Genomic DNA, 21,889 nt, shown 5'->3' with positions numbered 1-21,889 from the left:
GGTCAGTAGTAGACGTAGCCGTCGATATCAGCCTCGGTATCGAAGTATTCCGGATACATCTCGAAGTGCTTGTATTTGAGCGTATACTTGTGAATACCGGTACCGAGCATCCGGTATGGGACCGGCGGTTCCACTCCCATTCCGATGTAGGTGTCCCGAATCTGACAGAGTAGGTGGTGGACGAGGAACGCCCGGAATATCTCGAGCGAATCGATCACGGCCGTCGGGATCATTTCGATTACAGTATCGGGTTCGCGATCGTGATTCGCGACTCGCCCAACTGTTCGGTCGGGCTGGTCGTCCCGATGGTACATGTAGTACGGCTCGGAGATGTGGTCTGGTCCGAACTGGCGGAAGTGATCGGAGGATGAAAACTCCGTCGGCTGGCTATCCGTGTCGGCACTCCCGTCGTTCCCGAGGAGTTCGCTGAGTCGATCACCAAGCGTTCCAAACACACCCGCCTCCTGTAATCGACCGATGACAGCCGTTGCGAAGTCATCGACACCAGCAGCAATCTCCTCGTGATACCCGCGAACATCCTCGATCGTCGCATCGAGATACACATCCTGCTTGTAGATTACCGTCTGGTTGTGCGGAACGGCATCCTCGAGTTCGATCGGCCGCTCGACCGTGTCGTCGCCGTAGCTTTTGAATTGCTGGACGAGTGTGCCGAAGTGACGCTCGAATTCACCATCGTCCATCTCCCGAATGGTTGCTAACGTCGCGGCGATGCGGTCAGGATTTCGCTGCGGCGGGAGCGTGTCGTACTCGTGCTCACGGTAGACGTGCCACTTGGAGTATTCTCGAGCCTGTGAGACCATCTCGTCTTCTCGATTCGTCCGTTTTGATGGGTCGTCCGGATAGCCGTCTTGTTCATGTGCGTATATTTTTCCGTTTTTCTTGTGCATCTCAACTTGATGCATAACACCATTGTTGTCCGTTACTTTAGTTCCGATGTCTTTCTCGTCTTCTCCGATAATAGTTGAGTCCATACTATCTTCTTAGAATTTGCCACCGCCAAGTCCAGTCTGTTCTTCCGTTCTACTCTTTTTATCGCTTGAACCAAGGGTAGATTTGACCTTGGAGACCATGTCCGAGCCACCTCCTTTGAGGGCCTTGATGAGACCGCCACCGGTCTTCTGGACGGCGTAGGCGAGGACGACAGCAGCAGCGACCTTCGGCGCATTCGTCCACATGAACTGAAGGGTTTCGCCCCCTCCTTGAGCGATAACGTCACCCGCAACGCTCTGAAGTCGCTGGGGATCGCTCATCGTTTTGATCGCATTGATTATCAGGTTGGCGCTCCCACCAGCAATATCCGCGATGAGCGACTCGGCCTCCGAGAGGTTCGTCGGCAGTGCTTCAATCGCATCACCTGGACTGCCCGGCATAGCCTCGGCCGCTGTCGCTCCAGCGGTGACTTTCAACGCTTCTTGGGCACCCGCCTCGGCTACCCCCGACTGACCGCCCTCAACCATCTGACCCCCGATGTGCTCGATGAGCCGCTGTTGGTTCTGAATCAGCGTTGCGATCGTCTCGCCGAGATTCCCGTCATCGAACCCGCTGAAATTCAACTCAGTGCCGGCGGTGTCGCCGCCACTCGAGGACCCGGAACCACCACTTCCGAACAGCGAACCCAGACCCAGCCGTTGGACATGTACGCCCGTCGTACTCATCCGCTGAATCCCCAACTCGCCACCCTGCATCACCCGCTGAGCAGTCTCCTCGGCCTCACGTTCCAACTGCGGATCCGGATCGATCTCGAGCCCCAAATCCTCCTGGGGAAGCATCGACACCGCGCCGCCGGTCTGCTGGCGAACGTGTGCTAACTCGTGAGCCAGCACGTGTTGGCCTTCCGGCGACGATGGATCGTACTCGCCGGAATTAAACGCAACGTGATTCCCGACGGTAAACGCCCGCGCGTTGATCTGCTGGCAGGCTTGAGCGGCTTTCGGCCCGGTGTGTATCCGCACGTCTCCAAGCGAGTCGCCCATTCGGTCTTCCATCGCGCGCTGAATCGAAGTATCCAGTGAGCGGCCAGACGAGGAAATGACGTTCCGAACCGACTCAGGCACCTGCGTCTCGCCGGCCGGACGAGTATCGGTCGCGGCGGCCGTGCTTCGCTGCAGCGAGTTCGAGGCGTGTCGGTCAGGCGTCTGCTGGTGGTTAGGTCGCGGCTCGCTGGTCGCCGAGTCAGTATCGGCTTGGAGCCGCTGAAGCAACGCTTGTGTTGACCCGAGCGAGCCCGGTGTAGTGGGGGTCCCGGACGAGCCTGCAGTCGTCTCGTCGTCGCGCATCCGCTGGAACGAAGCAGACGTATCCAGCGATTGCGACTGACGGACGGATAGCGGGGCTGACGAGTCGGAATTCGAATCCGACTCGTCGGAAAACCGCCGTGATCGTGACGAATATCGTCCCATCGCTCTGATGCCCACATTCTTCATCCCCTACTAATAGCATTTTCTATTTATCAAGTAGCTAAATTTTATCAACCGCCGCTGTCACGAGTCACGTAACAGCGACATGTCGTACAAGACAACACGAACACATCTACTCGACGAACTCGAGCGGATCGAGGTGATTCTCGAGGCATACGGAGAAACGATCGAACCGGCGTCTTCCAGAACGAATTCTAGGGCTCCTTCCCGACGCGAAGAAGCATACGAACCGCTGACCGTTTCGCATGGACTGCCCGCTGCTGCGACAGAGCGTCTCGCCGATCATGCAGCACGGATCGACCAACGCTGCCGCGAGACGCCCGAGGATGTTGTGCTGCGACTGCGGATTCTACGGGACCGATTCGATCTCTCACGAGCACAACTCGACGTGTTCTTGCTTGCACTCGCTCCAGATATCGATACCAGCTACGAGGACGTATTCCAGACGCTTCACGACGATTCGAACGTCACACATCCGACAGTTGGACTGATCGCCGATCTCTTCTCTCAGACCGACGAGCAGCGCCTCGCCGCTACCGCGCTCGTAGGCTCGAGTTCACAACTCCGCCAACATGGCCTGATAACGCTCTCGGATCCCGTCGGCAACAGTCGGTCTCACCGCCACCGCCTCGTGACCGTCGACCCCCGACTCGTCTCGTACCTCGAGGGGCACGTCGATCTCGATCCGGCGCTGGATGACGGTGCCACGCTCGACGCGACCGACGGGACGCTCGAGGCGTTGCGACTCGATGGTCACGTTCGTGAGCGCCTCGAGTCGGTGGCTGCCACCAGTGCGACCGGCGGTCGGTACTATGTCTACGGCCCGGACGGCAGCGAGCGCGACAACGCGATCGAGGCGGTGACCGATGGGCGGCTGCTTCGGGCCTCGTTGCCGGCCGTCCTCGAGGCCGACACGCTCGAGCGGCTGCACCGGGAGGCACTCTTGCAAGACTGCCCGCTCCAACTGACCGACGCCGACGCGGTCCGCGAACGCGAGACCGAGCACACGCTCGAGGAGGTGGTCGATCGGTTCGCCGACCTCGAGGCACCGCTGTTCGTGACCGGAACGGAGGCCTGGCGGCCGACGGGGACCGACGAGAGCCTCGACGCGATCATCGAGTTCCCGCGGCCGTCGGTCGATCTCCGGCTGTCGTTCTGGGAGGGGCACGCCGACGAACTGCCCGACGACGTCGACCCGGCGGCGCTAGCGGGCACGTTCGATCTGACACAGGGGCAACTCGAGGCGGCGCTGGCGACGGCCCGATCGGTGGCCGACGGCGACGCGCTCGAAGCCGAAGACGTCTACGAGGGCTGTCGCGCCCAGTCAGACGACGGCCTCGACGACCTCGCGCAGCGGATCGAACCCGCAAGCGACTGGGACGATATCCAACTGCGTGAGAAGACCGCCCGCGAACTCCGACTGGTCCGCGATCACATCACGGAACAGGCGCACATCGACAGCGAGTGGGGCTTCGCCGACGGAGATGCCCGTGACGGCGGTGTCGTTGCCCTGTTTAAGGGACCGTCGGGGACGGGGAAGACGATGGCCGCCGAGGTGATGGCGAACGATATCGGGATGGCGCTGTACAAGATCGACCTCTCGAGCGTCGTCTCGAAGTACATCGGCGAGACCGAGGAGAACTTAGAACGGATCTTCCGGGCCGCCGAACAGTCCAACGCCGTCTTGCTGTTCGACGAAGCGGACTCGGTCTTCGGGGATCGGGCCGAGGTCAACGACGCGACCGACCGCTACGCCAACGCCGAAGTCAACTACCTCCTCCAGCGCATCGAGCGCTACGACGGCGTCGTCGTCATGACGACGAACTACGCCTCGAACATCGACGACGCGTTCGAGCGGCGGATCGACCACTCGGTGTGGTTTCCGAAACCCGACGCGCCGGTCCGCGAAGCCATCTGGCGGGCGGCCGTCCCCGACGACGCGCCGACCGGCGATATCGCGTACGATCTCCTCCGGGAGGTCGAGCTCACAGGCGGCGAAATTACGAAGGTCGTCCGAACGGCGGCGGTCATGGCCCGCCGCGACGGGCGTATCGAGATGCGACACGTCGTCCACGCGATCGAAGACGAAGTCAGCTCCCGACAGCTCTATCCCGTAGAGACGAGCGAGTATCGCCATCACCTCCGGAGTGTCGAGGTCGAACCCGAATTGGACGATGAGCCGACGTTCGACGAGCGGACGGGCGATCGCTCGCCCGAAGAGGTGGTCCGCCTGTTTTTCGACCTGCTCGCAGACGGCGACGGCGAGCGCGCACACGAACTCTATCATTCCCGAACGCTCGCCGACGAGTTTTCGTACAAAGAACAGCTGATTCTCTCCCGCGGCGAGCTGTCGATCGTCGGTGATATTGAACGCGTTCGAGACGACGATGATCGCGTCGAACTCCGGATCGATCGGTCGTTCAACGGCGATCGGACGGCACAGACTTACGAGTTGCGACCCGACGAGGACGCGTGGCGAATATTCAACGTCGACCGCGCCCGGCGAGACGATGTCGTCGTCGACCGCTGAGCCGACTCGGCCGTCGGTCGTCGGCCCTCGGCGACGGCCCAGTCGCGGTCGTCGCTGCATGCATTCGCGACCGGACATGTTTTCCCCTTCCTCCCCAACGGTAGGGGTATGCAGGCATCCATCGACGCGGTTCGCGTCGCAGGGACGCCCCAGGGCCCGGTTCCCGTGGTCGTCCTCGCTGTCGAGGGAGAGGACGACGTCGTGCCGATCTTCATCGGATTCAACGAGGCGACCAGCATCGCACGAGGGCTCGAGGCCGAAGATATCGGGCGGCCGCTGACTCACGACCTTCTGCTCGACGTGACGGAGGAACTCGGGAGTCGGATCGACCGCGTCGTCGTCAACGAAATCGAGGAGCGCGACGGCGGTCAGGGTGGGACCTACATCGCGGACATCCACCTCGAGACGCCCCGTGGCGAGACGGTCATCGACGCGCGACCGAGCGATTCGCTCGCGTTGGCCGCTCGGACGAACGCGCCGATCGAGATCACCGAAGACGTCTTCGAGGACAGCCGAGACGACAGCGAGAAGTTCGACGAACTCGAAGACATCCGCAACGTATCCGGTGACTTATAGATGGACGACGTACTCGAGGACCTGTTTGCCGTCATCGAAGACCGAAAGGAAACGCTGCCCGAGGACTCCTACACCGCCTCGCTGTTTACCCACGAGAAAGGCGAGAACGCGGTGCTCGAGAAACTCGGCGAGGAGACGACCGAACTCGTACTTGCCGCGAAAGACGACGACGGCGAGGAGATCGCCCACGAGAGCGCCGATATCGTCTATCACCTGCTCGTCTTGCTCTCGCTGAAAGACGTAGAGCTCGCGGAACTCGAGGCCGAACTCGAAGCGCGGCGCTGAGCGGACGAAACGCGCGACGGTTCGATGGCGTCGGACACGGACCCGCACTCGGTGGAGAACGTGTACCTTCATTGCGGGGAAGCACCCACATTCATTCGAGTACCAACAGGTCGGTGCGCCGACCGAAACGGAAGTGAACGGATGTGTCCGACGACGCCACTTCAGACGACGCCAGCGCGGCCGATTATCGACAGCTCTCGTTCGTCGCGCTCGCGGCCGTCGCGCTCGTGTTGGCGGCCGCATTCGCGCCCGGAGCCGCGGTATCGCCCGGCTCGGATTCCGGGGGCGACGGCGGCGGCTCGGGGCCGACTCTCGAGCCCGATCCGTCCGGCGGTTCAGGGGGTGGCGACGGACCAAACGGAGAGTTCGACTGGCGGCGGTTGCTCGAGTTGCTCAACATCGACGGGGACGACGGTGGCGGGGATACGACCGACACCGAGACGGAACCGGCGTGTGTCATCACTCTGAACCGAACGCCGGTGCCCGGTAGGCAGGTGACGGCGACGGTCCGTTACGAGGCCGAACCGCTCGCCGACGCACCGGTGTGGTTCGACGACCGACGCGTCGGGCGGACCGACGAGTACGGCCGGGTGACCGGCGACGTCCCGTACGTCGAGGAGCTCACCATCCGCGTCGGCGCGGAGAGCGACGTGACATGTCGGGCCGGAGCGAGCACGACCAGCGGAGCGAGCACCGCCGACGCCGGTGTAAGCGAGCGGGCGATCGAGACGGCAGCGGCGAGTGTCTCGACGGCGACGCTCGCGGCGACACGGGCCGCAGACGGCATGACGGTGGCCCAGACGGCTGCCGACGGCGGGGCCGAGACCGGAAACGCGACCGGATCGTACGCGGTCACCGGCGACGTCGAACTCGAGGTCCGCGGCGAACCCTACCCCGGCGAGTCGATCACCGTCGAGGCGGCCGTCGAGGGAGTGCCGATGCGCGAGGCGGCCGTCTCCGTCGACGGCGCGACGGTCGGTCGGACGGACGGCGACGGGACGGCGACGGTAACCGTTCCCGACGACGGGTCCAAGACGATCACTCTCGAGGTGGCTCGCGGCGACTTCTCGGGGACGAAGACGGTCGACGTGCTCTTGCTCGAGGCGCGACTCCGGCCCGCCGGGCTCGCGCCGATCCCCGGTAGTCCCGGTGCCGTCGAGGCCGTGATCGACGGCGAGTCGATCGCGAACGCCACCGTCACCGTCGGCGGCGCACGCGCTGGAACGACGGATTCCGACGGGCGATTTCCCCTCGCGTTGCCGCTCGACCCGACGACGACGGTGACGGTCAGCACGGGCGATCGGACCGCGAATCAGACCGCGAGCGTGACCCTCCTCGGGGTCTATGGCGGCCCCGCAGCTGTGACGGGGCTCGTCGTCATCGGGCTGGCGGCGGTCGCCTACCGCACGCACGGCCGCCGCGGGCCGGTCGCCGTCCTCGGAGCCACGGCGGCGCTTCTGGCGGTGCTCGTCGTCGAGGCGTTCTACGGACCGCGGGCCGGGCTCGCGGCGTTCGCTATCGTCGCTCTGTTCGGGCTCGGAATCGCGCTCGGACGGTCCGACGGCGAGCGCCTCCGCGACCGCGAGCGCCCCGCAGTCCGCGAGGCGCTGGACCGGTTCGCGACGTGGATCGTCGACCGCACGATGCGGGTCGTCGACCGCCTCGAGGCGCTGCTCGAGCGGACGCGGGCGCTCGCGGCTGCCGTTCGCGCGTGGACGGAATCGCTTCCGCGATCGGCGAGTGGACTCTGGACGCGGTTCGCGGGCTGGCTGCGGACGGTTCCGGCGGGCGTTCGATCGCGGCTCCGACACGCGTTCGTCGCTGTACGGACGCTGCCGCTCAGGGGAGGAGCGATCGGGCTCGGGGCCATCGTCCTGCTCGGTGGCGGATACGCGGTCGACGGCTTCCGCGGGGCCGCCCTCGTCGCGGGCGGCCTCGCCGCGGCCGGGATGCTCCGACGCCGCTCGGACGAGACGAGGCCGACGGATGCGGCCGGAGACCCCGACGACGACGGATCAACGGCGCGGCAGTCGACAGCGCCGACGAGAGCGCGGGAGCGACGACGCTCGTTCCGCGAACTGTGGCGCGCGTTCGCACGCCGGGTCGCGCCGGGGCGCTGGCGAACGCGCACGCCCGGCGAGATCGAGCGACGCGCCCTCTCGAAGGGATATCCCCGAGAGCCGGTGCGCGAGCTGACGACGCTGTTTCGCGAGGTCGAGTACGGCGGCCGGTCGCGCTCGAGCGAGCGTCGCGATCGGGCGGCCGCGGCCTACGACGAGATCGAAGCGGAGCGCGAGCGGGAACCGACGGCGGAGTCGTCGGAACCCGAATCGGCGTCCGTGGCGGACGAGGAGGGGGACGCATGAACCGGCGGCGCGAGACGGTCGTCGCTCTGGTCGGCCTGCTCTTCGTCGCGCTCGGAAGCTACCTCGGACTCGTCCGGTCCGGCGGCTTCGAGGGGGCCGGCGGGCTCGTCGCCCTGCTCGTACTCGTCGCGCTGGGTCTCGGATTCCGGACGATCCGCGGCTCGCTCGATGGGGCCGCCGGCGGGCCGGCGGTTCCCTGGGCGGCCGACGAGCCGTTCGCGAACCCCGCACCTGAGCGGACTGACAGCGAGCCCCCGCTGTCGAGCGACGAACTCGCCGGATTGATCGAGACGGCCGGTGAGCGCGCCCGGGACAGCGGAAGCGTCGACGATGGTCTCGAGGCGGTCCGCCCCGCGCTCCGAGCGGCGCTGATCGACGCACTCGAGCAAGGCGGCCGGTCGCGGTCGGACGTCGAGGCGGCGCTCGCGGACGGGAACTGGACCGACGACCGGGTCGCCGCGAGCGTACTCGCTGCCGAAGTGGAGCCGCCGAACCAGTCGTTTCGCGAGCGGGTGCGTGCGTGGCTCTCGCCCGAACAGATCGTCAGAGAGCGCGCACGGCGGGCCACGAACGCGGTCGCGGCGGCCGCCGACGAGGCGCTGCCGACGGTGCCGGGCCAGACGGCCCCGCGAACCGTCCCGGTCGTCCAGCCTCCTCTCGAGGACCTCCGCCGGGGCGCGGACGGCCGATTCCAGCGCGCCGTCGACCCCCGCGTGACCGCCCGCGGGCCACAGCCACACCGGCCACGGTTCGGTGACGAACTCGAGTCGGAAACCGACGGGCGAGACGAGCAGGACGGAGACGGCGAGAACGCGGGGGTGACCGGCGCGTGAGCCGCCGACAGTTGCGCTGGCGCGGTGCCGTCGCGGCGACGGTCGCGCTCGCGCTCGTCGGACTACTCAACAGAACGCCGGCCCTGCTGGTAGGCGCGGTCGTCCCGCTTGCGTTCATTGCCTACGGCTCGCTGTCTCGCGTCGCGGTGCCGGACGGCCTCGTCGCGACCAGAACGGTGTCGCCGACGCCCGCACCGCCTGGCCAGCCCGTCACCGTCACCCTCGAGGTGACCAACGACTCCGACCGGACGCTGACCGACGTTCGGCTCGCCGACGGGGTTCCAGCCGAACTGGCCGTCCTCGAGGGATCGCCGCGGGCGGGGACGACGCTCGAGCCCGGCGAGAGCCACAGCATGACGTACCTCGTGGTGGCACGCCGCGGAGAGTACGACTTCGATCCGCCGCAGTGTCGACTCCGCGGGCTCGGAGCGAGCGCGGTCGCGACGGTGTCACTGCCGGTGGCGGGCGATCGGTCGCTCGTCTGCCGGCTCGACGCAGACGCGCCGCCGATCGAATCGGACGGCAACGGCCACACCGGCGGGCTCACGACCGACGACCCCGGCGAAGGCGTCTCGTTTCACTCGACCCGGGAGTACCGCCCCGGCGACCCCGCCGATCGGATCGACTGGCGACACTACGCGAAACGCGGGACGCTCGCGACGGTCAACTACGAGCGGCAGGTGTCGGCGACCGTCGTCTTAGTGGTCGACGCGCGCGCGGCGAATCGCGTCGTCGCCGGCCGCGGGCGGCCGACCGGCGTCGACCTCGAGGCCTACGCCGCGACGCGGGCGCTGACCGACCTGCTCGAGTCGGGCCACGACGTGGGCGTCGCCGTGATCGGGCTCGACGGCCCCGGCCCAGCGGGCTGTCACTGGCTCGAACCGGCGAGCGGGCGCGAGCAACGGATTCGCGGGCTCGAACACCTCCGGCACGCGGCCGACGGCGACTCGTCGACAGGGGGCGACGCGAAACGGATCCAGACGCAGGCGACCGTCCGGCGGACGAACGCACAGGTCCGCAAGGTGCTCGAACTCGCCCCGCCGAACGCACAGCTCGCGCTGTTTACCGCCGCGCTCGACGACCTTCCCGTCGACGCGGTCGAGACCTGGCGAGGTGCGGGGCTCCCGGTGGCCGTCTGCTCGCCCGATATCGTCCCCGAAAATACCGTCAGCGGCCAGTATGAGCAGACGCGGCGGCGGACCCGACTGGCGCGCTGTCAGGCCGCCGGCGCTCGCACGGTCGACTGGCGACGCGGGACGCCGCTGGCGCTGGTCATCGAACGCGCTTTCGCCGCCGACACGCAACTCTCGAATACGCGGCTGCTTGGCGGCGGTGGCTCGAACGGCGGTGGATCGAGCGGCGGCGGAGCGGACACGGACGGGGCCCGAGCGGGGAGTGAGCCGGGCAACAGGAAGCCCCCGGCCGGTTCGCGGACGCGACAGGGAGGTGGCGACTAGATGTCGTTGGCCGGCCCCCGGCTCGATCGACCGTCCGCGATCGGTGACGAGGGCAGACCGCGGGCGACGAGCCTCTGGATCGCCACGCTGGCCGCCGTCGTCGCCGTCGGACTCGTTGGCGTCGCGATCGGCGAGTCGTCGCTGCTGCCGACACTCGGCCTGATCGTCGGACTGACCGTCGCGGGCGTGGGTCTGCTCGAGCGCGACGGGTTCGTCGATCAGTTCGTCGCCCACGCGTTCCTGTTGACGTTCGGCGCGGCGTTCGCACTGGTCGTTCTCCTAGCCCCGTTCGTCGCCGGACCGGGGCTCGCGGTGAGCGGCTGTGCGCTGGCGCTCGCCGGCATCGGTGCCGCCTGGGCAGATATCGACGGCGAGACGCTGCGACCCGCCGCGACGGGGAGCGTGATCGGATACGTCTCGATGCTGTGTTCGGCCGTGGCGGTGATCGTGCTGATCGGATTGGGCTATCTCGCGACGGCGGTGTTGACCGGGATCACCGCCGTCTCGAGTCCGGTTGGATCGCTCGCCGGGTTCCTCGTTGTCACGGCCGGAACAGCCGGCGTCGGCCGGCTGTCGCTGCGCTGGCTCCCGGTCTCGGAGCTGGCACCCCAAGACCGACGCCCGGCGGTCGAGCGCCGGGTCGCGTCCCTGCGACGGTGCCTGACGGTGACGATGTCGGGGGCGGTCGTCGCGCTCGTCGCCGTTTCGGTCCTCGTACTCGGGGGTGCAACGGCGGAGCTATCGACCCGCCGACCGGCGCTCGCGGGCGGGTTCGAGGCGCTGTCGTCGCCGATCGTCGTCTGGCCGATCGTTGCGCTCGGTGCGCTGAGCGCCGGCGGCGGTGCGTTCGCACTCGTCCTGCGGCGGCTCACGCAAGAGGCCGACGCCGAGACGACGCGTCGCACCGCCGCAGTCGTCGCCGGGTTCGGCCTGTCACTGCCGTTCCTGCTCGGATCGGTGCTCCTGATCGGGACGGTCGGGCTCGTCCTCGGTCCGCTTCGCCTCGGAGCCGCACTGCTGATCCTCCTACTGCTCGGTCCGCTGGCGACGGCGGTCACGTTCGGCGGCGGCGTCGTCTGTATCGCGCTGGGACTGCTTCCGTCGCGGGCGACCGGCCCCGCGATCGCCGCGGGCGGGCTCGTCATCGCCGCGATCGGCGTCGGCGGTGTGAGCGCACCGCTCGCGTTCGGCTGTATCGCCGCCGCGGTCCTCGTCTGGGACTGCTCGACGTTCGGGCTCGGGGTGACGGCCGAACTCGGCCACCTGCCCGAGACCCGTCGGCTCGAGCTATTTCACGGGGCGATCGCCGTCGGCATCGGGATCGCCGCCGTGGCAGTCGCGACCGGGCTCGAGGCCCTGCGGACGACCGCCGTCGCGGGCGGTGACGCGGCCGGCGCTGCGCTCGTCGTCGCGCTGGGCGCGTTCCTCCTGTCGGTTCCGCTGCGCGGCTAGGTGAGGTCACGCCGCGCATGCGAGAGGGGAGACTTCTTTGTCAGCTAGCGACACTGTCGTGTATGGACGAGACGAACGCGACGCTCGGCGACGCCGAAAACACCGTCCGACGCGTCGTCGAACGTATCGAGGAGGCGGCGGTCGTCGACCGCGAAGTTCTCCACACCGTGCTCTCCGCCGTGCTCGCCCGCGGCCACGTCTTGCTCGAGGACGTGCCGGGAACGGGGAAGACGGTCACCGCGCGCGTGATCGCCGAGTCGCTGGGCCTCAAGTTCAAGCGGCTCCAGTTCACGCCCGACCTGCTGCCCTCGGACGTGACCGGATCGATGATCTACGACGAGCAAGCCGGCGCGTTCGAGTTCGCCGAGGGACCGGTGTTCACGAACGTCGTCTTGGCCGACGAGATCAACCGCGCGCCGCCGAAGACACAGGCCGCGCTGCTCGAGGCCATGGAGGAAGGGCAGGTCAGCGTCGACGGCACGACCCACGAGCTACCCGAGCCGTTCGTGGTCGTTGCGACCCAGAATCCGATCGAACAGGAAGGGACGTTCCGCCTGCCCGAGGCCCAGCGCGACCGCTTCAGCGTCAAGACCTCGCTGGGCTACCCTGACCGCGACGGCGAGCTCGGACTGCTCGAGCGGCGGGCGAACCGACGGTCGCTCTCGCCGAGCGTCGACTCGGTCGCGAGCGCGCGGACGGTCCGCACGCTTCAGGACATGACGGAAGACGTCACCGTCGACGAGAAGGTCCGCGGCTACATCGTCGACCTCGCACGGAAGACGCGGGCCGACCGGCGGGCTGACACCGGCGTCTCGCCGCGGGGCGTCCAGCGCGTGTTCGAAGCCGCTCGCGCCGCGGCGCTGATCGACGGCCGCTCGTACGTGACCCCGGACGACGTCAAGCGCCTCGCCCGGCCGACGATGGCCCACCGGATCGTCCGCACCACCGAGGCGACCGTCGAGGGCGTCGAGGCGAGCGCCGTCGTCCGCCACGCGGTCAACGCCGTGGACGTGCCTGCGGTCGCACCGGAAAGCGACGAGCCCGACACGGACCCCGAGCCCGGGACGGACGCCGATGCCGAACTCGAGGATGCCTCCGGCGGCGGAACCGAGCCCGAAGCCGACTCCGCGCCGTCGCGCAACCGGTGAGCGACCGAACCAAGGTCAGCGCTTTGCGACGGGCGTCCACTCGCGGTCCGTCGCCCCGACGTATCGGGAGTCGGGACGGACCAGCCCGTTGTCCTCGCGTTGCTCGAGACAGTGGGCCATCCACCTGTCGGTCCGCATTGCGGTCGACCAGTTCCTCGACGTGACGGACTCGAGTCGCGGATCGAAGACGGAAGGCGACACGACGGATGGAGGATCAGAGCCGGCCGTTGTAATGGTTCGGACAGGAGTCACTCACTGACCGCGGCACCGACCGCGCCGGCGACCGCGCTTTCTATGGCCATTACGATCGAAATCACGACGGCGAGCAGGAAGATGCCGATACCGGCCGCGCCCGTGATGGCACCGCCGAGCGGGCCGAGCGCGAGGCCGGCGACGCCGACGGCGACACCGATGAGGAGGCCGCCGATAATTCCGCCGAGCGAACCGGCGAGCAGGCCGTGCCAGAAGCCGCTGCCGAGCCCGCCGCCGGCCATGTAGCCCGCGACGAAACCGCCGAGCAGTCCGGCCGCGAGCTGGCCGATACCCGGGAGGACCAGCCCGACGATCCCGAGGACGGTCGCGACGACGAACCCGACGAAGACGGCGCGCCAGTCTGTCATACGAGACCGTAGGACGGCGGCGGACATAAGCTCGCGGCGGCCAACGGACGCGCTTTTATGGTCACGCGTTCTATCCGTGGACATGATTTTCGAAGACCTTCCGACGACGCCCACGTCGGAAGAGCTGATCGACAAGGCGTTTTCGCGGGCGGCGCGGGCCGGCAAGGCCAAGGGCGGCCTCGAGGCCCAGCAGTCGATGCTCCAGACGGCAGCCAACATCATCTCCGACAACTTAGAGAACGTGGTGACGGCGTGGCCGGACTTCGAGTACGACGCTCACCCCTTCTACTACGAGTTGGCGGACGCGATCGTCGACGTCGACCGGCTCCGTCAGAGCCTCTCGGAGGTGATGTGGGCCAGCCGGAAGGCCCGCGAGATCCACGAGGAGTACCAGCCGCGACTGCGCAAGACCGACGTGGACACCGCGCGAAAGCACCGCAAACAGGCATTCGCCCGCTTAGCCGACATCGTCGAGCAGATCGACGACGAACTGCTGTATATCAACGAGTCGCGCAACGACCTGCGGGACCTGCCCGACATCAACCCCGACGAGCCGACGATCGTCGTCGCCGGCTACCCGAACGTCGGGAAATCGTCGTTCGTCAACGGCGTCACTAGCGCGCGCGGCGAAACCGCCTCGTACCCGTTCACCACGAAGGGGATCGGCCTGGGGCACTTCGAGCGAGATCACCTCCGTTACCAGATCGTCGACACACCCGGCCTGCTCGACCGCCCGCCAGAGGAGCGAAACGAGATCGAATCCCAGGCCGTCAGCGCGGTCGAACACCTCGCAGACTGCATGCTCGTGATGGTCGACCCCACCGGAGAGTGCGGCTACCCGATCGGCTCGCAACTCGAGCTCCGCGACTCCATCGCGGCCCAGTTCGAGGACGTGCCCGTGCTGACGGTCGCGAACAAGGCCGACCGCTTCGACCCAGCCGAACTGGATGATGCCGTCGCGGCCGATTACACCATGAGCGTCGAGACCGACGAGAACGTCGAGGAGGTGCTCGAGGCGGCCGTCGAGGCGATCGATTACGAACCCGAGTTACCGTTCGACGGGTAATCGCGGCCGAAAGACGAGCGCCGTCAGCCGGCGTCGAACACCAGCTGATCCCGTGCGCCGTGAATCGTGACGAGCGCCCGATGCTCGCCGGCCGCGAGCGATCGATCGACCGTCACCTCGAGCACCGTCCCGACTCGCCACTCGTCACCGGACGTGAGGACGCGCGTCGAGCGTGCGCTCGACTCGACGTACGTCCCGTCGAGGACGACCTCGAGTGCGGCCGGCTCGAGCGTCTCGCCGCCGATGTTCTTGACGTACAGCGTGACCTTCCCATCGGTGTCATCGTACGTCGCACCCGACGCGGGGTCGTTGATGACGTCGACCTCCGCGTCGATCGTCGCGACCGTCCGGTCGGCCTCGTCGGCGGTCGACTGAGCGAACAGCGAGGACTGCGTGACGATCGTGCCGGCGAACATGGCCGCGGCGCTCACCGCGGCGATGAACAGCAGCGTCTGGGCGACGGCGGCTCGGACCATTCTCCGTGTTCGAAAGCCAGCGTCAGGAAACGGGATATGCCTACCGGCCGGTCGGCGGTGAACTCCCCGCGGCGCTGTCCCACATCATCCCCGCTCAGTCGAGGACGACGACGTACCTGACCTCGACAGTCACGGACTGGTCGGCGTGGCGGTTGATCCGCTTGCTCAGGATATCCGCCAGCCTCGGGACCGACTCGTCCGACGGCCCACCGATCGTCACGACGACCGTCTCGGGGCTCCGAAACGGATAGTCGTCGCCCATCACGACCTCGAACTCGAGCAACTGGAACTCTTCGTACTGCCCCTGCGTGAGCGTCGCCTCAATTTCTTCGCGAGCGTCCTGTTCGAAGTTGCTCGCCTCGTAGGAGGCGTAGGTGATACCGCCGAGGAACACCGCGAAAATGAGAACGATGGCGACGAGCCCGACGATTCGCTGACGGAGGCGCTGTTCGGTCTCGCCCATTCGGAACAGGTTCTCCGGCCGGTAACCGGCGTACCACAGCGTCAGAAGACCGGCGAGGTTCACCGACAGCAGGTTGACGAGGACGAGGACCGTCGCGCCGATGGCGGCCGCGGGCTGGCCCCACGCGAGGGTGATCCCCGCCACGCCGGCGGGCGGAATTAGCGCCGCCGCGATCATCACGCCGACGAGCGCGACGGAGGTTCCCGTCGCGATGCTCACGACCCCCGCGACGCCCGCGCCGAGTGCGATCACCAGCGAGAGCAGGTCGGGAGCGAGGCGCTCCGAGATCTCGCCGACGTTCGACAACACCAGGCCCGGCGGGACGATGTTCGTCATTCGAACGAGCACGGCGAACACCGCGGCGGCCCCGATCGCGAGGACGACGCCGATTATCTGGAAGGTAACGCTCTCGGCGAACAGCTCCTCGTCGTCGATCACCGTCCCGACGCTTGCACCCAGTGCCGGCCCGATCAGCGGTGCGATCACCATCGACCCGACGACGACCGCCGGCGAGTCGAGCAACAGCCCGGCCGTCGCGACGATCGCACTGATGATCGTCATCACCGCATAGACAGGAAACGTCGGCGTCAGATCCTCCGCTTCGGCCTGCAACTCGTGGCGCGAGATGCGCTCGGACTCGACATCGCCGGTCTCGTACTCCTTGCGCAACGACTGAAACCGCCGGGAGACGACCGTCTCCGCGTCGACGACGACCGTGTACGCGTCTTCGTCGACCCCCACGTCCTGTAGCTCGTCGAGCACTGGCTCCACGGCCGCATCGGGCAGCGGGAAGTAGACGACCGCCGTGTACTCCCGGCTGCTGTCCTCGTCTGTCAGGACGTAATCGACCCCCCGATCGTCGAGCGCCCCGAGGATCGTCTCTCGCTTACCCGTGGGAACCGTCAGCTGTACGAGCCGCACAGTACGACGTGAAACACCGGGGGGTCATAATTCCGCGGCATTCCGTCCCACGCAAGGGGTCGCAGTAAGACACAGCTAGGTATTACCAACCTTCGCAACATACTTATTCCAACCCGGTGGATTACACGTATGAAGCGCCGGGTTGCATCGCTGTTAGGCATCGTCATGCTTGGACTCAGCGGTGCCTATCTCGCCGTCTTCGGCTGGAGCGTCCTCGTCGGACCGCTGGCCGGTGCCTTCCTCGTCGGGTTCGTTCTCGCGGCAATCCTCATGATCGTCGGCGGATTCGTCGATTCGGTCACCGTCGGAGGTCGAGATGTCCCGTGGAACGTCTTCGTCGGAATCGGTGACGTCGTCCTTGCAGCCGTCGTCACGCTCTCGGCGGTTCGATCCGCGGTCGTCACCGCCGACACCGAATCGCGACTCTTCGCCGCGGCGACGCTCGTCGGCTGTACGTCGCTGGCCTGGCTGGGCGTCCAGACCGCTCGAAACAGCCGCCACGTCGATTTCGAGGGGACGCCCTCGAGCCGTCGCCTCGCCGGCATCGCCCTCCTCGTCGCGGTCTCGTTCGGGATCGGGCTGTTCGTCGCGACGGGCGTGTAACGTGGTCTCGCCTCGGTCGACGCAGTCCGGCCTCGAGTCGCCACTCGCAGGTCGAACGGTTACAATGCGTATAAAGGCCGGAGCGCCCTACGGGCGTCTATGTTCGATACCCGCCCGAACCGGGAGGCCGAAGTCGCCCTCGTCGGCCGCTCGAACGTGGGGAAATCCACGCTCATGCGCGAACTGACCGGCCACAGCTTCGACACCGGGGGGAAACCCGGCGTCACCCGCTCGCCCAACCACTACGACTGGGCTCCCGAGGACTTTGTCATCACCGATCTCCCCGGTTTCGGCTTCATGAGCGGCGTCGACGAGGACCACCGCGAGCAGATCAAGACCGACATCGTCCGGTATCTCGAGGAGTACGCCGACACCGTTCTCGTGGCAATCCTCGTCGTCGACGGCAAGAGTGTCGTCGACATCATCGACCGCCACTCCGGCCCCGACGAGATCCCCTACGACGTCGAGATGTTCCACTTCCTGCGCGACCTCGAGGTTCCCACGGTCGTCGCCGTCAACAAGATGGACAAAGTCGACGACCGCGACGAGCGACTGAACGAACTCTGCGACCGGCTCGGTCTCTACCCGCCGTGGAAGCAGTGGCAAGAGACCATCGCCCCCATCAGCGCCAAACAGGGTCGCATCACGGCCCTCAACGAGGCCGTTCGGAGCCACCTCCACGAGCAGAATCGGGACGATCTGTTCAAGTTCTTCTAGCCAACCTTTTGCGCTGCGGGCGCGGCTCCGCCGCGCCCTCGGCAAAACGTTGATGAAAAGCACTCCTCCTTCCCCTCCACTGCGTTTCGGGTCAGTCGTCGGCCCGCTCGCTCGCCCTTCGGGCTCGCTCGCGGTGAATATGTGGCGAGCGCCTGCCCTCCCCCGGGTTACACGGCTCTCGTGGTACTCGAGCCGTGCGCCCGGCCACCGACCTGTGGCCGACTGGCTCAGACGAGGTGATCGACCGGCTCAGACGACCCTGTTTTTCAATTCGTCGTCGCGCTCGAGTCGGTCGACGTTTTCGTGGACGATCTCGCCGACGTCTCGGAAGTAATCGCGGGTGTAGGCCGCGCAATGGGGCGAAATAATGACCTCGTCCATCCCCCACAGCGGCGAGTCCTCGGGCAGGGGCTCCTCCTCGAAGACGTCCAGGGCCGCGCCGGCGAGGGCGTCGGCCTCGAGCGCCGCGATCAGCGCCTGCTCGTCGACGACCGGTCCTCGAGCGACGTTCACGAAGTAGGCGTCGTCGCGCATGGCCGCGAACGCCTCGGCGTCGAAGAGATGATGAGTCTCGTCGGTCAGCGGCACGGTGACGATCACGAACTCGGCGTCGGAAATGGCCTCGAGCAGCCGGTCGCTCGCGTAGATTTCGTCGAATCCCGGAACGGGATCACCGGAGCGGCGGACGCCGGTCACGCGGAGCCCGAGCGCGCCCAGCGTCTCGGCGACGCCGCGGCCGAGGGTGCCGGTGCCGACGACGCAGGCCGTCGACCCGGGTACGGTAAAGGCCTCGTCCCACTCCGGGCGGTCCCATCGCCGCTCTTGCTGGTTCGCGACGTAATCGTGCAACCGCCGGGCGAACATGAGGAGATAGCCCGCGACGGTCTCGCCGACGCTGCGACCGTGGATTCCCGTGCTGTTCGTGAGAATTACGCCGCGGTCCGCGAGTGCGTCGAACGGAAACCGGTCGACGCCCGCCTGAATCGAGTGAATCCAGTCCAGTTCGAGAAACGCCGCGCGGTGCTCGAGGGTGACGACCGCGTCACAGGCGGCGATTCCGTCGTCGCCGATCACTGCGACCTCGATCGGCACGTCGGCGAGGTACTCGGCGAGTTCCTCGGACGGAAACACCGCATCGACGGACTCGTGAATTCCGAGTCGCTCGAGTTCGAATGCCATGGATGGCGCTACGGCCGAATCGAGGTTGAAGGTTTGCACCTCGGACGGCGGGTTCGGCTCTGAGTACGAAAGGTGGCGGCTCGGGAAAGATCCTCGTCACAAGGGGCTCGGAGGGGGTAACTCTTCGTCACGGCCGCCGTCTGTGCCTACTCCCTCGAGGGATTTCGGTCTGTCGTTTCCCGACCCGCCGCGCCGCCGTCGCGCCACGCCTCGAGCCCACGCAACTCCGCGGCCACGGCCTCGATCCCGTCTGGCTCGAGGACTCCGCGCTCGGTGACGACATCGGTCACGCAGTCGGCTGGCGACACATCGAACGTCGGATTCAGGGTGTCGATCGCGGCGTCGCCGTCGTAGACCGCGGTCCGGTCGCCCGACTCGAGGTTTACCTCCTCGCGGGTCGAGACCTTGTCCGTCGCGGCCACGACTGAAACCGGGATCCCCTCGCGGTCGGCAGCGATCGCGACCGCTCGCGTGCCGGTCTTGTTCACGACGGAGCCGTCGGGAAGGATGGTGTCCGCGCCGACGACGACGCGGTCGATCTCCTCGCGGGCGAGGACGTGCGCGACCGCCGCGTCGGTGTGGACCGTCACGGCACCGTCGATCGTCTCGGCCAGTTCCTCGGCGACGGCGACCCCCTCGCGGGCCGGCCGCGATTCAGCGACGAAGACGCGCGAGGGCGCACCCTCCCGAATCGCCTCGAGCACGGTCCCCGACCGCGAGAGCGTGGCGACGCTCCCCGAGAGGCGTTCGGCGGCGTTCCGGGCGGCGTCCTCGTCGGCCGACAGCGCGCGGTCGATCCCCGACAGCGACGACTCGAGAACCGCGGGTGCGCCGGTCTCCGCGTTCCCGTCCCTGTCGGCCTCGGTCATCGCCCGATTTACCCGATTGCGGAGGACGGCCATCGACGGCCGCGCCTCGAGTAAGCGACCGGCGAGTGCCGCGAGTTCGTCCCGCTCGCCCTCCGGGTCGGGACCGAACTTCGCACGCTCGGCGACGAGCAACCCCGCTCGGTCGCGCAGTACCTCGAGCGCGCGCACGGAGAGAGACGCGGCCCCGTGTTCGTCGTCGGCCGCGATCGACCGGACCGCAGGTGCGACGCGTTCGTAGGCCGTCCACAGTTTGGGCACCGTCTCGCGGTCGTCGCCGACGCCCTCGAGGATCGTCGTCGGGGCGACCCACGCGAACGCGTCGTGTTCCTCGCTCAACGTCACATCGCGGGTCTCGCAGTCGAACAGATAGGGATGGACGACCCACTCGCGCTCGAGCTCGGTGTCTTCGAACTCGACGGGGCGTCCGGATCGGACGAGCGAGACGTCGGCGGCCTCGAGCCCCGTTTCCTCGCGGATCTCCGCGAGAACCTGTTCGTCCGGCCGGCCTTCGGCGAAGCCGGAGACGCCGCCCCACCGGCCCGCGTAGGTCCCGACCGCGTCGCTGCGACACAACAGGAGGATCTCGCCGCGGTTCCGGAGGAACGCGGTGACGACGTGACTCGCGTCCGTGCCGTCGTTCCCGCGCTCGTCGCGGTCCGCATCGAATCCGTCGCTCATGTGTATGGGAACGAGCGCGCGGAGGGAATCGCTTTCGGGAGTGGACGGCGTAGAACCGTCCATGCCACGAGTCGCGATCGTCTCCGACACGCACGTTCCCTCCCGCGAGAGCGAGGTCCCCGACTGGGTCGTCGACGAACTCGCGCGGGCCGATCACGCGATCCACGCGGGCGACTTCGACTCGAAGCGCGCTCGCGATCGGATCGCCTCGCTCGCAAACGGCGATCTGACCGCCGTCCGCGGTAACACCGATCCGCCGACGATCGACGCGCCACGCGCCGAAACGCTCGCGGTCGGCGGCGTGACGTTCGTCGTGACACACGGCTCGGGCTCGCCGGTCGGCTGGGATGAGCGGGTCGCGGAAACGGCCCGGGCCGAAGTACCGGACGGCGAGGCGGTCGCCGTCGCGGGCCACACCCACGAGGTCGTCGACACGACCATCGACGGCGTTCGGATTCTCAACCCGGGCAGCGCGACCGGCGCGGCACCCGCCGACCGCGCGACGATGTACGTCGCGACCGTCGCGGACGGTACCCTCGACGTCGAGTTACGGACCGAATAAGATCGGTCGTCTAACCGAGTCGGTCGGCCGAGTGCGTGAACTATACCCGTCTCGGGCACCCCTGCGTTACCATGACACAGCGCGTGACGGTATCGCTCGACGACGATTCGACGACGGCGCTCGAGACGCTCGTCGCGGAGACGGGGAACGGACAGAGCGAGGTGGTGCGCCGCGCCCTGACGTTCTACGCGGCGAACTTCGAGGCGGCAAGCGGGAAGCCAAGCGACAATCTCGAACAGTATTATCGAATGCTCTCGTCGGGAGAACACGTCCTGCTGGACGTCGACTTCCTGCACGCCTTCCTCGAGTACTGCTACGATAGCGGCGATCCTGACCCGGCGTTCGTCGAGGCGGCCGACCGCGTCTCTGACTATCACGCCCACGAGTACGCGACCCGATTCGAGGAAGTCGGCGATCTCCTCGAGTGGCTGTCGTTCTGTGGCTTCCTTGACGTCCGACGGGAGGGCGAGGGCGTCTACCATCTCGTCTTTCCCTCGGAAGCCGTTCGGTGGTTCATGACACGGTTCATCGAGCGAAGCACCGTCGAATTACCGACGGATATCGGGATCGAGCAAGGCGTATCGAAGGTAATCGTGACCGAACAGGCGGCGGACTGACACGTTCATACGTCTTCATACGTCGTCATAACG

Annotated in this window: 20 protein-coding genes and 1 pseudogene; 13 read left to right on the top strand and 8 right to left on the bottom strand. The window is 67.1% G+C overall.

Annotated features, from left to right (window positions below; all coding sequences use genetic code 11):
* Nucleotides 1-2 precede the first annotated feature (2 nt).
* Nucleotides 3-923, bottom strand: a complete 921-nt coding sequence (locus ACJ70B_RS10220) for a hypothetical protein (RefSeq protein ID WP_408956882.1) — start codon at nt 921-923, stop codon at nt 3-5.
* Nucleotides 924-1,625: 702 nt separating this feature from the next.
* Nucleotides 1,626-2,297: pseudogene (locus ACJ70B_RS10215) on the bottom strand (DUF4157 domain-containing protein); the annotation flags it as partial.
* Between the two features lie 226 nt (nt 2,298-2,523).
* On the opposite strand from ACJ70B_RS10215, the gene ACJ70B_RS10210 reads away from it, so the two are divergent.
* From ACJ70B_RS10210 to ACJ70B_RS10175, 8 genes are all read left to right on the top strand, one after another.
* Entirely contained in the window at nt 2,524-4,968 is a 2,445-nt protein-coding gene (locus ACJ70B_RS10210) for an ATP-binding protein (protein WP_408956881.1), read from the top strand.
* Between the two features lie 108 nt (nt 4,969-5,076).
* On the top strand, nt 5,077-5,544 hold the full coding sequence (locus tag ACJ70B_RS10205) for a bifunctional nuclease family protein (protein WP_408956880.1): 468 nt from the start codon (nt 5,077-5,079) through the stop codon (nt 5,542-5,544).
* Nucleotides 5,545-5,829: a phosphoribosyl-ATP diphosphatase gene (gene hisE, locus ACJ70B_RS10200; protein WP_408956879.1), complete on the top strand. Its 285-nt coding sequence runs from the start codon at nt 5,545-5,547 to the stop codon at nt 5,827-5,829.
* Between the two features lie 143 nt (nt 5,830-5,972).
* On the top strand, nt 5,973-8,195 hold the full coding sequence (locus tag ACJ70B_RS10195) for a DUF4129 domain-containing protein (RefSeq protein WP_408956878.1): 2,223 nt from the start codon (nt 5,973-5,975) through the stop codon (nt 8,193-8,195).
* Nucleotides 8,192-9,028, top strand: a complete 837-nt coding sequence (locus ACJ70B_RS10190) for a hypothetical protein (protein WP_408956877.1) — start codon at nt 8,192-8,194, stop codon at nt 9,026-9,028. The genes ACJ70B_RS10195 and ACJ70B_RS10190 overlap by 4 nt, the downstream gene beginning before the upstream one ends.
* Complete coding sequence (locus tag ACJ70B_RS10185; RefSeq protein WP_408956876.1) at nt 9,025-10,485, top strand: DUF58 domain-containing protein; 1,461 nt, start codon at nt 9,025-9,027, stop codon at nt 10,483-10,485. The genes ACJ70B_RS10190 and ACJ70B_RS10185 overlap by 4 nt, the downstream gene beginning before the upstream one ends.
* Nucleotides 10,486-11,937, top strand: coding sequence for a hypothetical protein (locus ACJ70B_RS10180; protein ID WP_408956875.1), 1,452 nt, complete (start codon nt 10,486-10,488; stop codon nt 11,935-11,937).
* Nucleotides 11,938-11,999: 62 nt separating this feature from the next.
* Complete coding sequence (locus ACJ70B_RS10175) at nt 12,000-13,085, top strand: AAA family ATPase (protein ID WP_408956874.1); 1,086 nt, start codon at nt 12,000-12,002, stop codon at nt 13,083-13,085.
* 15 nt (nt 13,086-13,100) lie between these two features.
* Here the strand turns inward: ACJ70B_RS10175 and ACJ70B_RS10170 are convergent, their stop codons facing one another.
* Both ACJ70B_RS10170 and ACJ70B_RS10165 read right to left on the bottom strand, forming a co-directional pair.
* Nucleotides 13,101-13,223 carry a hypothetical protein gene (locus tag ACJ70B_RS10170; RefSeq protein ID WP_408956873.1) on the bottom strand — a complete coding sequence of 41 codons (123 nt, stop codon included), beginning with the start codon at nt 13,221-13,223 and terminating at the stop codon, nt 13,101-13,103.
* Nucleotides 13,224-13,333: 110 nt separating this feature from the next.
* Nucleotides 13,334-13,705: a DUF5518 domain-containing protein gene (locus ACJ70B_RS10165; RefSeq protein WP_408956872.1), complete on the bottom strand. Its 372-nt coding sequence runs from the start codon at nt 13,703-13,705 to the stop codon at nt 13,334-13,336.
* Between the two features lie 82 nt (nt 13,706-13,787).
* Between ACJ70B_RS10165 and ACJ70B_RS10160 the strand changes: the two genes are divergently transcribed.
* Nucleotides 13,788-14,771: an NOG1 family protein gene (locus tag ACJ70B_RS10160; protein WP_408956871.1), complete on the top strand. Its 984-nt coding sequence runs from the start codon at nt 13,788-13,790 to the stop codon at nt 14,769-14,771.
* A 23-nt stretch (nt 14,772-14,794) separates the two neighbouring features.
* Here the strand turns inward: ACJ70B_RS10160 and ACJ70B_RS10155 are convergent, their stop codons facing one another.
* Together ACJ70B_RS10155 and ACJ70B_RS10150 are read right to left on the bottom strand one after the other, a co-directional pair.
* Nucleotides 14,795-15,247: an archaeal flagellar protein G gene (locus ACJ70B_RS10155; RefSeq protein ID WP_408956870.1), complete on the bottom strand. Its 453-nt coding sequence runs from the start codon at nt 15,245-15,247 to the stop codon at nt 14,795-14,797.
* 94 nt (nt 15,248-15,341) lie between these two features.
* Nucleotides 15,342-16,631, bottom strand: coding sequence for a TIGR00341 family protein (locus tag ACJ70B_RS10150; RefSeq protein ID WP_408956869.1), 1,290 nt, complete (start codon nt 16,629-16,631; stop codon nt 15,342-15,344).
* A 129-nt stretch (nt 16,632-16,760) separates the two neighbouring features.
* Here ACJ70B_RS10150 and ACJ70B_RS10145 point away from each other — a divergent pair, with 129 nt between their 5' ends.
* Both ACJ70B_RS10145 and engB read left to right on the top strand, forming a co-directional pair.
* Nucleotides 16,761-17,234, top strand: a complete 474-nt coding sequence (locus ACJ70B_RS10145) for a hypothetical protein (RefSeq protein WP_408956868.1) — start codon at nt 16,761-16,763, stop codon at nt 17,232-17,234.
* A 99-nt stretch (nt 17,235-17,333) separates the two neighbouring features.
* Nucleotides 17,334-17,951, top strand: coding sequence for a GTP-binding protein EngB (gene engB / locus ACJ70B_RS10140; RefSeq protein WP_408956867.1), 618 nt, complete (start codon nt 17,334-17,336; stop codon nt 17,949-17,951).
* 249 nt (nt 17,952-18,200) lie between these two features.
* Here the strand turns inward: engB and ddh are convergent, their stop codons facing one another.
* Both ddh and ACJ70B_RS10130 read right to left on the bottom strand, forming a co-directional pair.
* A complete protein-coding gene (ddh, locus tag ACJ70B_RS10135) occupies nt 18,201-19,130 on the bottom strand; it encodes a D-2-hydroxyacid dehydrogenase (protein WP_408956866.1) in 930 nt (309 codons plus the stop codon).
* 146 nt (nt 19,131-19,276) lie between these two features.
* Entirely contained in the window at nt 19,277-20,677 is a 1,401-nt protein-coding gene (locus tag ACJ70B_RS10130; RefSeq protein WP_408956865.1) for an NUDIX domain-containing protein, read from the bottom strand.
* Nucleotides 20,678-20,738: 61 nt separating this feature from the next.
* Here ACJ70B_RS10130 and ACJ70B_RS10125 point away from each other — a divergent pair, with 61 nt between their 5' ends.
* The gene (locus ACJ70B_RS10125; protein ID WP_408956864.1) at nt 20,739-21,239 is read left to right on the top strand and encodes a metallophosphoesterase family protein; all 501 of its coding nucleotides are present in this window, start codon (nt 20,739-20,741) and stop codon (nt 21,237-21,239) included.
* Between the two features lie 71 nt (nt 21,240-21,310).
* Nucleotides 21,311-21,856 carry a ribbon-helix-helix protein, CopG family gene (locus ACJ70B_RS10120; RefSeq protein ID WP_408956863.1) on the top strand — a complete coding sequence of 182 codons (546 nt, stop codon included), beginning with the start codon at nt 21,311-21,313 and terminating at the stop codon, nt 21,854-21,856.
* Nucleotides 21,857-21,889: the final 33 nt, after the last annotated feature.

It is taken from the genome of Natrinema sp. 74 (assembly GCF_046097095.1).
Classification (GTDB): Archaea; Halobacteriota; Halobacteria; order Halobacteriales; family Natrialbaceae; genus Natrinema.
This window is presented reverse-complemented; position numbering and strand designations above follow the sequence as displayed.

Excerpts from the sequence above, each read along its gene's own strand:
- hisE (WP_408956879.1), top strand. The coding sequence starts at position 5,545 with ATGGACGACGTACTCGAGGACCTGTTTGCCGTCATCGAAGACCGAAAG.
- ACJ70B_RS10130 (WP_408956865.1), bottom strand. The coding sequence starts at position 20,677 with ATGAGCGACGGATTCGATGCGGACCGCGACGAGCGCGGGAACGACGGC.
- ACJ70B_RS10125 (WP_408956864.1), top strand. The coding sequence starts at position 20,739 with ATGCCACGAGTCGCGATCGTCTCCGACACGCACGTTCCCTCCCGCGAG.
- ACJ70B_RS10180 (WP_408956875.1), top strand. The coding sequence starts at position 10,486 with ATGTCGTTGGCCGGCCCCCGGCTCGATCGACCGTCCGCGATCGGTGAC.
- engB (WP_408956867.1), top strand. The coding sequence starts at position 17,334 with ATGTTCGATACCCGCCCGAACCGGGAGGCCGAAGTCGCCCTCGTCGGC.
- ACJ70B_RS10175 (WP_408956874.1), top strand. The coding sequence starts at position 12,000 with ATGGACGAGACGAACGCGACGCTCGGCGACGCCGAAAACACCGTCCGA.
- ACJ70B_RS10165 (WP_408956872.1), bottom strand. The coding sequence starts at position 13,705 with ATGACAGACTGGCGCGCCGTCTTCGTCGGGTTCGTCGTCGCGACCGTC.
- ACJ70B_RS10220 (WP_408956882.1), bottom strand. The coding sequence starts at position 923 with ATGCATCAAGTTGAGATGCACAAGAAAAACGGAAAAATATACGCACAT.
- ACJ70B_RS10170 (WP_408956873.1), bottom strand. The coding sequence starts at position 13,223 with ATGCGGACCGACAGGTGGATGGCCCACTGTCTCGAGCAACGCGAGGAC.
- ACJ70B_RS10190 (WP_408956877.1), top strand. The coding sequence starts at position 8,192 with ATGAACCGGCGGCGCGAGACGGTCGTCGCTCTGGTCGGCCTGCTCTTC.
- ddh (WP_408956866.1), bottom strand. The coding sequence starts at position 19,130 with ATGGCATTCGAACTCGAGCGACTCGGAATTCACGAGTCCGTCGATGCG.
- ACJ70B_RS10210 (WP_408956881.1), top strand. The coding sequence starts at position 2,524 with ATGTCGTACAAGACAACACGAACACATCTACTCGACGAACTCGAGCGG.
- ACJ70B_RS10155 (WP_408956870.1), bottom strand. The coding sequence starts at position 15,247 with ATGGTCCGAGCCGCCGTCGCCCAGACGCTGCTGTTCATCGCCGCGGTG.
- ACJ70B_RS10205 (WP_408956880.1), top strand. The coding sequence starts at position 5,077 with ATGCAGGCATCCATCGACGCGGTTCGCGTCGCAGGGACGCCCCAGGGC.
- ACJ70B_RS10120 (WP_408956863.1), top strand. The coding sequence starts at position 21,311 with ATGACACAGCGCGTGACGGTATCGCTCGACGACGATTCGACGACGGCG.
- ACJ70B_RS10145 (WP_408956868.1), top strand. The coding sequence starts at position 16,761 with ATGAAGCGCCGGGTTGCATCGCTGTTAGGCATCGTCATGCTTGGACTC.
- ACJ70B_RS10160 (WP_408956871.1), top strand. The coding sequence starts at position 13,788 with ATGATTTTCGAAGACCTTCCGACGACGCCCACGTCGGAAGAGCTGATC.